Source organism: Curtobacterium citri (genome assembly GCF_030362955.1).
Lineage (GTDB): Bacteria > Actinomycetota > Actinomycetes > Actinomycetales > Microbacteriaceae > Curtobacterium > Curtobacterium citri.
Genome location: NZ_JAUCML010000004.1, coordinates 283,574 through 295,293, shown reverse-complemented (window position 1 = coordinate 295,293; position 11,720 = coordinate 283,574). Strand labels below are relative to the sequence as shown.

The following is an 11,720-nucleotide window of genomic DNA, read 5'->3' as shown; positions in this document are numbered from 1 at the left end:
GGCCCCGCAGCACGGGTGGGCGACGGCGCCGGGACGGACGGGAGGCTCCCCACCGGCTGGTGGGGAGCCTCCCGTCCGTCACGTGGTCGGCAGGGTCGCTCAGGCGCGCCCACGACGGAGGTGACGACGAGCCCGGTGGAGCAGCAGCGCAGCGCCGACGGTGAGGAGCCCGCCCGAGGCGGCGAGCGGTGCCGTCGTGTCCGCGCCGGTGAAGGCCAGTTGTCCGTCCCGCGGCACGACGGTGATCGGGACGACCGCGGTCGCGCCGCCCCGACTGATCGTCAGCGTGTGCGTCGAGGCGTGCGGGAACCGGACACGGACGGCGGCACCGTCCGGCGTCACGACGTCCGTCGCGACGTCGCTGCGGACATCCGAGCGGATGGCCGAGCCGTCGCCGTCGAGGTCCTCGTAGCGGGCGGTGAAGTTGCCCCAGCGGTCGACCGGCGTCGCCCGGACGTCGAGGGTCGACGACTGCGGGACGCTCGGCCGGGACACGGTCGTGCTCCGGCCCGGTCCGCCCTTCGGGAAGACGGTCTGCGTCACGGTGCCGTCCTGGTCCACCTTCCACTCCCGGAGCTGCGGATCGCCGACGAGCGTCAGCCACGCCTGCAGACCGGTCGTCGCGCCCGGCCGCACGGCGAGCTCGACGTACCGGGTCGTGGTCCGGTCCCCGACGGTGGTGTCCACGATGAGGGAGGACAGGCCCGCCGTGGTGCCCGAGCCGGACAGGACGCCCGTGCGCTGGTCGAACCGGAAGTCCGTGCCGCGCAGCGGGTCGTCCGCCAGCTCGGGGGACGGCGACCGGAGGGTGTAGCGGACGTCCTCGCCGGGCGCGGTGTCGACGGCGAAGTCGTGGGAGAAGGCCTCGCCGGCGGTCGCCTCGAGGCGGAGCGGGGACTCGGGGGTCGAGCCCGCGACGTCGCCCGTCCCGGTGCCCGTCCCGGTGCCGGTGCCGCTCCCGGTGCCGGTGCCGCTGCCCGCGCCGTCTCCGTCGCCCGCTTCGGGGATCGCGCTGAGGAGGATGCGCTCGGAGAGGCCGCCGCCGGGGTGGAACGGCGTCGAGACGTGCACCCAGAAGCCCTCGGACGGGGAGCGGTGCAGGGTGCCGGACAGCACGCCGTCCTCGGACAGGGTGACGCCCGTCGGCAGCGCGCTCGGGTCGGGGCCGCCGCCGATCGAGCCGTTCGCGAAGAAGCGCAGGTCGGGGTTCGGTGCGGGCGACAGGGAGACGGAGAACGGTTCGTCGGGCGTGACGGAGACCACCCGCGACCCGTAGATGAAGCGGAGGTCCTCCTCCTGGTCGACGACGACCGGCGCGGTCGGGGCACTGGTGACGGTCGTCGGGGTCGCACCGGGTGCGGTGCCGGTCACCGTCACGGTCACCGTCGCGTCCGCGAGTTCCGGGTCGACGACGTACGTCCGGTCGGTGGCGGGTTGGCTGTCGATGACGACCGGGTGCCGGAAGTGCCACGCGTACGTGAAGGTCGTGCCCGCGGGCCACCCCGACGTCGTGGCGGTCAGGGTGCGCCAGGCCCGCGGGGTGCCGGTGACCGCGACGGTGCCGGCGGGGGTGGCGGTGGCGGTGGCGGCCGGGGTGCTCGTCGTGGGCGCGGCCGGCGTCGCGGTGTCGGTGGGGGTGGCCGCGGGGGCGGGGGTGGCCGCGGGGGTCGCGGTGGTGGCGGCGGCGGTGGTGCTCGCGCTGGTGGGCGTGGGCGTGGCGGTGCTCGTGCTGGTGGGTGTCGCGTCCGGCCCGGCGCTCTCGGCCGTCGCGCTCGTCGCGCCCAGTCCGAACGCCGACGCGGCGCTCACGATGGCGATGGTCGCGCCGAACGCCGCGGTGCGGCGGACGACTGGGCGGTGGACGTGCTGCATGGGATCCCCCTCGGATCTGGTGGAGCCGCGGTGGCCCCTCACCTGGAGGTGTCGGGCCGACGACACTCCTCACGGCTCCGAGGTCACGATCGGGCAACGGTGCGGGGCCGGCCAGGGGCCGCCGTCATGCGTGCTGGGTCGTGGCCGCGTGCTCCAACGCCGCGCGGAGCGCCGTCACCGCGGGGGATTGCGCGCTCGACATCCGCTGCGCCGTGAAGATCGTGCGTCGGGCCGGTTCCGGCAGTTCGAGCAGGCGGCAGCTCGTGGACCGCCCGGCCCACACCAGGTCCGGCATCAGCCCGACCGCGTTGCCCGACTCGATGAGCCGGATCTGCGCCTGCAGGTCCGCGGTCTCGTACCGGACGTCCGGCTCGAAGCCCGCGCGGCGACAGGTCTGCTCGGCGAAGTGCCGTGAGGCGGTCCCGCGGGGCTCCATCACCCACGGCATCTCGGCCGCGTCGAGCAACGCCACCGTGGGGTCGTCGTCCGACAGCGGTACGAGGCAGACGTCGACCGGCGGCAGGGCGAGCCGGACGGCGTCGGTGGTGAGGTCACGTCGGTCGAGCCCGGGCAGCCGCGGGGCCGAGTGCGCCGGGTACTGCTCGGCGATGACCATGTCGAAGTCGCGCGCCCACGTCTCGCCGAGGGCGGTCTCCGGCTCGCGCTGCACCATCTCCACCCGGACGTCGGGGTGCTCGAGCGCCATCGCACGCAGCGCGGACGGCATGAGCGCGAGCGCCGCCGACTGGAAGACCGCGACGCGGACACGTCCCTGCACCGAGGTCAGCGTCGACTCGACCGACGACTGTGCGCGCTCGAGGACGTCGAGCACCTCGCCTGCCGCGGTCACCAGGACCTCGGCCTGCGGGGTGAGCTGGAGCCGGCGTCCGGACCGGCGGAGGAGCTGCACCCCTGCCTCGCGCTCGAGCACCGCGAGCTGCTGCGAGACCGCCGACGGGGTGAAGTTCATCGCCTCGGCGACGGCGGCCACGGTGCCACGGATCGACAGCTCGCGGAGGAGGACCAGACGCCGGACGTCGAACATGACGAGACTGTAGCTGAACTGAACGGTACGCATCAGCAGGAGTTGCTTCCGCTACCGCTTCCGGAACTCCACACTGATCCCATGACCGACCTCCAGGCGCCCACCACCACCGACCACGACGCGCTCGCCGACAGCACCGTCGCCCTCGTGCGGCAGTGGTTGGCCGAGGCCGAGACGTACCCGGTCGACGGCTCGGCGAAGCAGCTCGCCGGGGTCCTCGCCGACCCGAAGGGCCTGGCGTTCGCGGTCGGCTTCGTCGACGGTGTCGTCCGCCCGGAGGACCTCGGGGTCGCCGCCCGGAAGCTCCGGCAGATCGCGCCCGACGCTCCCGGCTTCCTGCCGGCGGCGCTCCGCGGGCTCGTCCGACTGGGCGGCGGCATGGCTCCCGTGCTGCCGGGGGTCGTCGTGCCGATCGCACGCCGGGTCCTCCGCGAGATGGTCGGACACCTCATCGTCGACGCCACCGACGCCAAGCTCGGCCCGGCGATCGCCAAGATCAAGCGCGACGGCGTCCGGCTCAACGTCAACCTGCTCGGCGAGGCGGTCCTCGGCGAGAAGGAGGCGTCGCGTCGTCTCGAGGGCACCGAGCGGCTGCTCGCCCGCCCCGACGTCGACTACGTGTCGATCAAGGTCTCGTCGACCGTGCACCCGCACTCGCCGTGGGCGTTCGACCACGCGGTCGAGGACATCATCGCGAAGCTCCGGCCGCTGTTCCGCCGTGCGGTGCAGAGCAGCCCGCGCAAGTTCATCAACCTCGACATGGAGGAGTACAAGGACCTCGACCTGACGATCGCGGTCTTCACGAAGCTCCTCGACGAGCCCGAGTTCACCGACCTCGAGGCCGGGATCGTCCTGCAGGCGTACCTGCCCGACGCGCTCGCCGCGATGCAGCAGCTGCAGGAGTGGTCCGCGGCCCGTCGTGCACGCGGCGGTGCCGACATCAAGGTGCGGCTCGTCAAGGGCGCGAACCTGCCGATGGAACAGGTCGAGGCGTCGGTGCACGGCTGGCCGCTCGCCACCTGGCACACGAAGCAGGACTCGGACACGAACTACAAGCGCGTGCTCGACTGGGCACTCACGCCGGAGCGCGTGGCGAACGTGCGGGTCGGGGTCGCCGGACACAACCTGTTCGACGTCGCACACGCCTGGCTGCTCGCCGGGGAGCGCGGGGTCCGCGAGGGCATCGAGTTCGAGATGCTGCTCGGCATGGCGCAGGGACAGGCCGAGGCCGTCCGCCGCACCGTCGGCTCGCTGCTCCTCTACACGCCGGTCGTGCACCCGGGCGAGTTCGACGTGGCGATCGCCTACCTGATCCGCCGCCTCGAAGAAGGGGCGTCGCAGGAGAACTTCATGTCGGCGGTGTTCTCGCTGGCGTCCTCGCCGCGGCTCTTCGCGCGTGAGGAAGCGCGCTTCCGCGACTCCCTCGCGCCGCTCGCGCAGCCGGGTGGCCTCGACGCCCCGCCCTCGTACCGCGTGGCGGACCGCTACGCGGCCGTCGAGCGACCGCGCCCCGGACACTTCGACAACACCCCCGACAGCGACCCGTCGGTCGCCGAGGTGCGGGAGTGGGGCGCGGCGATCACGTCGCGCGTCGCGTCGTCGACGCTCGGTGAGCGCGGCGTCCGGGAGGCCCGGCTCACCTCCGCCACGCAGCTCACCACGGTCCTCGACCGCGTCCGCACCGCCGGCACGTCGTGGGCGCAGTGGTCCGGCAGCGCGCGGGGCGCGGTGCTGCACGCGATCGGCGACGCACTCGAGGCGAACCGCGCCGCACTCGTCGAGGTCATGGCGGCCGAAGCGGGCAAGACCATCGACCAGGCCGACCCCGAGGTGTCCGAGGCGATCGACTTCGCGCACTTCTACGGTGAGCTCGCCGGGCAGCTCGACGAGGTCGACGGCGCCGCCTTCTCGCCCGCCGCCCTGACCCTGGTGACGCCCCCGTGGAACTTCCCGGTCGCGATCCCCGCCGGGTCGACGCTGGCTGCGCTCGCCGCCGGGTCCGCGGTGGTCCTCAAGCCCGCGCCGCCCGCCGAGCGCTGCGGTGCCGTCCTGGCGTCGGTCATCGAGACCGCGCTCGACGCTGCCGGGGCACCTGCCGACGTCCTGGCCTTCGTGCAGGTGGCGGAGGACGACCTCGGCAAGCAGCTGATCGCCGCGCCGCAGGTCGACCGCGTGATCCTGACCGGTGCGTACGAGACCGCCGAGCTCTTCCGGTCGTTCCGCCCCGACCTGCCGCTGCTCGCGGAGACCTCGGGCAAGAACGCGATCATCGTCACCCCGTCGGCCGACCTCGACCTCGCCGTGAAGGACGTCGTCGCCTCGGCGTTCGGGCACGCGGGGCAGAAGTGCTCGGCGGCGTCGCTCGTCGTGCTCGTCGGGTCCGTCGCGACCTCGCGCCGCTTCCGGTCCCAGCTGCTCGACGCCGTCTCGTCGCTCACGGTCGGGTACCCGACCGACCCCACCACGCAGATGGGCCCGGTGATCGAGCCCGCGACCGGCAAGCTGCTCGAGGGGCTCACGACGCTCGGCACGGGGGAGACCTGGGCCGTGCAGCCGAAGCGGCTCGACGAGACCGGGCAGCTCTGGAGCCCGGGTGTCCGCGACGGCGTGCGTCGCGGGTCCGCCTTCCACCGCACGGAGTACTTTGGTCCGATCCTCGGCATCATGACCGCGTCGACCCTCGACGAGGCCATCGACATCGTCAACGAGGTCGACTACGGCCTGACCTCGGGCCTGCACTCGCTCGACGCGTCCGAGATCGGCACGTGGCTCGAGCACATCCAGGCGGGCAACCTCTACGTCAACCGCGGCATCACCGGCGCGATCGTCCGTCGCCAGCCGTTCGGTGGGTGGAAGAAGTCGGCCGTCGGTGCCGGCACCAAGGCCGGTGGCCTCAACTACCTGCTCGGGCTCGGGTCCTGGACGTCTGCGACGGCGTCGAGCGGTGCCGCGGTGTCGTCGCCGGTGCAGTCCTTCGTCCGCGCGACCGGCCTCTCGTCCGAGGTGCTCGACCGTGCCACGGCGTCCGACGAGCAGGCCTGGTCGACGCTGTTCGGCGCCGCGGTCGACGTGTCGGCGCTGAGCGCCGAGCGGAACATCGCCCGGTACCTGCCGTACCCCGGTGTCCACGTGCGGCTCGCGTCGGCGGAGGAGTCCTCGGTCGCCGACCTCGTCCGGGTGGTCGCGGCGGCGCTCCGCGCCGGCACGACCGTGGACGTCTCGACGGCCGCGTCGCTGCCGGCGGCCGTGGCGTCCGCGATCCGCGCGCTGCCGAACGTCCGCTCGGTCGCCGAGGGGCAGACCGACGACGCGTTCGCCAGCCGCATCGCGCGCGGCGAGTCCACGCGGGTGCGTCTCGTCGGCGGGGACACCGCGGCGCTGACGACCGCGATCGGTGGGCGTCCCGACGTCGCGGTGTACGGCGAGCCCGTCACCGAGGCCGGGCGGATCGAGTTGCTGCCGTTCCTCCGCGAGCAGGCGGTGTCGATCACCGCGCACCGCTTCGGCACGCCCAGCGTTACTGCTCGTTCGCTAGTTCTGTAACGGCGCGAGCCTCTCAGCCCTCAATCAGCCATCGGCTTTCGCGACACGCCGAAAACGAGTGCAAAATGCCTGAACGATCCTCGGGACACATAGGTATGTGTCTCTCTCCGACGACCTCGTCTTGCACCTCGGGCGGTTGCAGACCGCGCCCTTCTTGTTCGTTGGGAGCGGCTTCTCGCGCCGCTACGCTAATTCGCCAGACTGGAAGGGCCTCCTGCGTCACTTCGCGGATTCGACCAACTCGCCTTATGAGCGGTACGTTTCGCGATATGGAAGTGACGATCTGCCCCGAATTGCGTCGGCGATCGCGGATGACTTTCACGACGTGTGGTGGGATGGTGATGACTTCAAGGACAGCCGCGGCCTCTACCCTTCTCCTCAGGGCCCTTCTTCTCCTCTGAAAATTGAGGTGGCGAGATTGCTGGCTGATCTCGACGGGCGTCTACCGGAAGAAGGTGGCCTCGCCGACGAGTTGAACCAGCTCCGATCGGCAACCGTCGAAGGTGTGATCACGACCAACTTTGACTCTCTACTTGAGTCAGTGTTTCCGGGTTTCCGAGTGTTTTCGGGGCAGGATGAACTTCTTTTTCATGACGCGGTGGGTGTTGGCGAGATCTACAAGATCCACGGTTCTATCACAGATCCAGAAAGTCTCGTGCTGACCGCCGAAGACTACGATCGGTTCACGGATAGGAACGTTTACCTAGCAGCTAAGCTTCTGACCATTTTCGTTGAGCACCCCGTTGTCTTCTTGGGTTATTCCCTTGAGGATGATAATGTGCGTGAGATTTTGACGAGTATCGCCAGTGTCCTCACAAAGAATAATATTGAGAAGCTCCAGGATCGGTTGATTTTCATTCAATGGCACGAGGAGCCGGTGGCGTCGCATCTGTCACCCGCACCATTTCCGCTCGACGGTCTCTCGCTCCCCATGGTTGCCGCACATGTGAACGACTTCTCGGAAGTGTTCGACGCCTTAGGTAAGATTCGGCGGCGTTTTCCTACAAAGTTCCTGCATGAACTTAAGGAAGAGGTTTACGAGCTGGTGCGGACTAGTTCTCCAAAGGGGCGGCTATATGTTCAGGACATCGATAGCGACGTAGATACAACTGACATAGACGTCGTTATCGGTGTCGGAGTGAGAGCGAAGCTCGCTTCGGAAGGAATCGTTGGTCTTCAGCGGCGGGAACTTCTGAAGGACGTTATCGACTCACAAATTCCGGACGGGGATCCGGCAATTTACCAGCAGATTGTGACGAAGGTCCTGCCTAAATTTCTCACCGGAACGACGAATACGCCTATTTTCAAGTACCTACGCGGTGCTGGAGAACTGACGCAGAACGGTGAGGTTATCGATAGCTCGAGATTCCCTGCAATCATTACTAAGCGAGTCACGAATATCACATCGGCGCTGCGTGCCCCAGGTGGCTATGTGAAGAAGGCTCTGCAACATGTGACTGAATTTAGCAGTCTTGCTGGGCTGATCGATAACTGCAGCATGGACGATGTGCTCTTCGCGATTCCTCACCTCGACCCAAGTGGTGTGGACGTCGAACAACTTCGCGCATATCTGAAGGAGCAGAGAGGCGTGTTTGAAGGTTCAAGACCGTTGCAGGTTACGCAATGGGCGAAGTGCGTCTGCTTCCTCGATTACGTAGAGTTCGGACGGTCTACTGAGTAGCTCTCTGCGCACTCGTAGCCCTCTGCGCACTCCACACGGTAGGGGACGCCGAACCACCTTACCGACGCGCTCGTCTGACCCGGTCCGTTCATCTGACACGGTCCGTCGAACCACGGAGCCGACGTCGAACCAGCACCGCCCGCTGGTTCGATGTCGGCGTCCTGGTTCGGTGCGCGACGGCCGCGGCGCCGAGTGCGTATTCCGGACCGTCAGCGGTGCAGGCGACGCCTCCGCCGGTCGCTCCGGTGGGCCGCTGCGTACCGTGGCCGCCATGTGCGAGTCCGTCCAGTGCCCGGTGTGCGGCAAGACCTCGTGGACCGGTTGCGGCGACCACGTGCGGGACGTCCTCCGCGGCGTCCGCCGTCGTGACCGCTGCACGGGCCACGGACTCCCGCGCCACGTGTTCGACACCGCGGGCTTCCGGTGAGCACATCGGAGGCGGCGGGCGACGGCATCGTCGAGCCGCGGGGCTTCTCCCACGTGCGACTCACGGTGACCGACATCGCGCGGAGCAAGGCGTTCTACGAGCAGTTGTTCGGCACGGCACCCGGCAGTGACTTCAGCGACCAGATCGACGACCCGACGGTCCGCGACGACCCGTGGCGCACCTACGGCGGCTGCTCCTTCACCTTCCACGGGCAGACGCTCGGGCTCCGACCGGTCGCCCCGGCTGGCGACCGCTTCGACCCCGACCGCGTCGGCCTCGACCACCTGAGCCTCCGCGTGGCGTCCGTCGACGACCTCCACCGGGCCGTCGGACGGCTCGACGCTGCGGGCATCGCGCATGGCGAGGTCACGGACCTCGAACCGTTCGGCCTCGTGATCCTCTCGCTGCAGGACCCGGACGACATCAACCTCGAACTCGCAGCGCCCCGTCCGGACCCCGCTCGCCAGGACGACTGAGCACGCTGGCCGGTAGCCGCACGACCCCCACCACCGCCCAGGTGCCCGGCGTTGGCTTGACGGCATGAGCGAACAGATCGTCAAGCCCCTCGGCCTCGCACACGTGCGGGTCACCGTCACCGACATCCACCGCAGCAAGGCCTTCTACGAGCAGTTGTTCGGCACGGCACCGGCGATGGACTTTAGTGAGCACATCGACGAGCCCGGGATCACCGAGGACCGCGAGCGGCTGTACGGCGGTGCGATCTTCCCGGTCGGTGAGCAGCTGTTCGGCCTGCGCCCCGTCGCACCGAGCGGTCAGCGCTTCGACCCGAACACGGTCGGCCTCGACCACGTGAGCTTCGTGGTCGGCTCCGTCGACGAGCTCCACGCAGCCGCCGAGCGACTCGACGCCGCGGGCATCGAGCACGGCGAGGTCACCGACCTCGGCGATGCGGGCATGGTCATCCTGTCGGTCCAGGACCCGGACGACATCAACCTGGAGCTCGCCGCGCAGAAGTAGCGGTGCCCGCCGCGACTTTCGAGGCTTCCAGTCTGACAAGCGCTACTGCTCGAATCGACGAGAGCGAACCTCGTCGTCAGGCCTGGAGAGCGGGTGCCCTATGATCGTCCCATGCTTGGAAAGACGATCATTGCTCAAACCGCCTCAGTGCTGGCGCTACTTGTAGGGATTCTTCTGACTGGTGATCCGCGTAAACTGTTCGAGAATCACCTCGGAGTAATCTTCGCGATCGCAGCTGTTATCGTCGCTGGCATCGTCTTCGTCGTAGAGGTTCGCGAGGCGCTCGCCAATCGGGTGCGGAAGTTCAGCGGTCGAAGTAGGGATGAGAAGGTCAAGGCTTTCATGGTGAAACTCGTCGAGGGAGGGGGGCATTGCGTTATGTCCTCCAATGACCTGAGTTGGGTGGATTCCGAGGCTGAGAAAGTCCTCAAGGCAAAAGCCAAGGCTGGTTCACTCGAGTTGCTTATGCCTCGTGAGGTTGCCAAAAGCAAACGCCTCGCCGCTGCTGGAGCGAAAGTTCACTACTACGGAGACGAAGATTTTAAGTTCAAGAGTCGCTTCACAATTGTGAACGCCGGCAGATCTGACTCTTATGTGGCAATCGGTCACGGCGCGCATGAAACTCATTTCATCCGGATTGCGGGAGAGAAATCGGACCCGGCCGTGAGTCTGGCTGATGACCTTCGGCGGTTGGCGGAACGGCACGCGAAAGTGAGTCCCTAATTTGAGAATTCTGCAGGGATCCGATCAAGCTCTCATTTCCAAGCAATGGGATTCGATTGCGGATGAGAGGGACGCACAGCTTCGCACCGGAGCGGACAGATCGTTCTCTGAGGTACTAGCTCCATGGATTCTTGGCGCGATCTCGACGGAGGTGCCCGTGCTCGACGTGGGCTGCGGGACGGGAGTGTTGAGTGCATCGCTCGCCGCAACCTCGCCTCGAGTGCTCGGTATGGATCCAAGCGCCAAGAGTATCGCCATTGCTCGACGAGAATCAACGGCGCTTTCCAATTTGGAATTCGAGTGTGCGACGGTCGAGGATTGGTCTGCGCTACATGCCGGTGAGTGCTTCCCTGTAGCGGTCCTCAACATGGTTCTGATGGATGTTCCTGATCTGAGTAAGGCTATGAAAGCGCTTGCGAATGTTCGCGCGGTTAGACAGGTTGTCGCCACTTTCACCCATCCCGCTTTTTGGCCGCGCTACTGGGGTTACGACAAGCTTCCAGAATTCGATTATTCCCGCGAATTTGCGGTAGTCTCGCAGTTTCGCACTGCTGCGAAAGATTACGGTCACCTCACTACTCATTACCACCGCCCTCTCGAGAATTATCTCTCGGCAGCGAGGCGGGTGGGTTTTGCGATCGCCAACGTGGCCGAACTTCGAGGAACAGAAGATTCTCGCGATTTCCCTTATCCGCGCTTCATCGGACTCGAACTGCGTCGCTGATACAGCTGTGGTCTGGTCGGATGTCCGAAGCTGCGTGTTGTGATTTGTGCAGGACTGACGCACGACGCACAAAGGTGACCGGACGGCGCCGGATCCCGACCGTCACGGGCGGAGAATGTACTCGAAGGTCGCCCGCGCGCGAGCCGGGTCGGGGGTGTCGCCCGAGATCAGGTCGGCGTACGTGAAGGACTCCGAGACCCGGACGAGCAACCGTGCGAGTTCCTCGGCGGACAGCGGCGCCGGGTCGAAGGTGCCGGCCTCCTGCTCCGCGCTGATGACGGTCGCGACCACGGCGACGAACCGCCGCTGCACGTCGCTGTCGGTGGTCGTCAGGAGCCGGAGGGCGCGGCTGGGCTCCCGCGTGAGGAACGCGCGGAAGTACGGCGCCCGGATGAGGTCCGCCGTGAAGTGGTCGAGGACGTCGACGATGCGGGCGGCGCCCGCGGGCGATGCGGCGCGACCCGCGGCGTCGAGCGTGGGGACGGCCAACGACCAGAGGATCTCCGACAGGAGCTGGTCGCGGTTGCCGACCCACCGGAACAGCGACGTGCGGTCCACGCCGAGCGACGACGCGAGCGCGCCCATGTCGATCCTGGCCCCGTCGATGAACGCACGTCGCGCGGACCGGAACGCGCGCTGGGCGTCGCCGTGGGCCTCCAGTCTGGCCGCGAGCACGCTCGGGACGAGCGCCGATCCGAGTGTGCCGAGTGGCTGCTTGCTCACTGTT

Annotated in this window: 10 protein-coding genes; 7 read left to right on the top strand and 3 right to left on the bottom strand. The window is 67.9% G+C overall.

The genetic code is table 11. From position 1 onward, the window contains the following. Positions 1-99 precede the first annotated feature (99 nt). Positions 100-1,872 carry a hypothetical protein gene (locus QUG92_RS08495; protein ID WP_289458709.1) on the bottom strand — a complete coding sequence of 591 codons (1,773 nt, stop codon included), beginning with the start codon at positions 1,870-1,872 and terminating at the stop codon, positions 100-102. A gap of 124 nt (positions 1,873-1,996) precedes the next feature. Further along, the gene (locus QUG92_RS08490) at positions 1,997-2,917 is read right to left on the bottom strand and encodes a LysR family transcriptional regulator (protein WP_289458708.1); all 921 of its coding nucleotides are present in this window, start codon (positions 2,915-2,917) and stop codon (positions 1,997-1,999) included. An 81-nt stretch (positions 2,918-2,998) separates the two neighbouring features. On the opposite strand from QUG92_RS08490, the gene QUG92_RS08485 reads away from it, so the two are divergent. From QUG92_RS08485 to QUG92_RS08455, 7 genes are all read left to right on the top strand, one after another. Continuing rightward, the gene (locus tag QUG92_RS08485) at positions 2,999-6,460 is read left to right on the top strand and encodes a proline dehydrogenase family protein (protein ID WP_289458707.1); all 3,462 of its coding nucleotides are present in this window, start codon (positions 2,999-3,001) and stop codon (positions 6,458-6,460) included. Positions 6,461-6,557: 97 nt separating this feature from the next. Further along, positions 6,558-8,141 carry an SIR2 family protein gene (locus QUG92_RS08480; protein WP_289458706.1) on the top strand — a complete coding sequence of 528 codons (1,584 nt, stop codon included), beginning with the start codon at positions 6,558-6,560 and terminating at the stop codon, positions 8,139-8,141. A 271-nt stretch (positions 8,142-8,412) separates the two neighbouring features. Continuing rightward, the gene (locus QUG92_RS08475; RefSeq protein ID WP_182046326.1) at positions 8,413-8,568 is read left to right on the top strand and encodes a DUF8730 family Cys-rich protein; all 156 of its coding nucleotides are present in this window, start codon (positions 8,413-8,415) and stop codon (positions 8,566-8,568) included. Continuing rightward, complete coding sequence (locus QUG92_RS08470; RefSeq protein ID WP_289458705.1) at positions 8,565-9,044, top strand: VOC family protein; 480 nt, start codon at positions 8,565-8,567, stop codon at positions 9,042-9,044. The genes QUG92_RS08475 and QUG92_RS08470 overlap by 4 nt, the downstream gene beginning before the upstream one ends. Positions 9,045-9,108: 64 nt before the next feature. Beyond that, entirely contained in the window at positions 9,109-9,546 is a 438-nt protein-coding gene (locus QUG92_RS08465) for a VOC family protein (RefSeq protein ID WP_289458704.1), read from the top strand. Between the two features lie 111 nt (positions 9,547-9,657). Beyond that, positions 9,658-10,269, top strand: coding sequence for a hypothetical protein (locus QUG92_RS08460; protein WP_289458703.1), 612 nt, complete (start codon positions 9,658-9,660; stop codon positions 10,267-10,269). A 157-nt stretch (positions 10,270-10,426) separates the two neighbouring features. Beyond that, complete coding sequence (locus QUG92_RS08455; protein WP_434533043.1) at positions 10,427-10,993, top strand: class I SAM-dependent methyltransferase; 567 nt, start codon at positions 10,427-10,429, stop codon at positions 10,991-10,993. 102 nt (positions 10,994-11,095) lie between these two features. Here QUG92_RS08455 and QUG92_RS08450 read toward each other — a convergent pair whose 3' ends face one another. Continuing rightward, complete coding sequence (locus tag QUG92_RS08450; RefSeq protein WP_289458701.1) at positions 11,096-11,716, bottom strand: QsdR family transcriptional regulator; 621 nt, start codon at positions 11,714-11,716, stop codon at positions 11,096-11,098. Between the last annotated feature and the right edge of the window lie 4 nt (positions 11,717-11,720).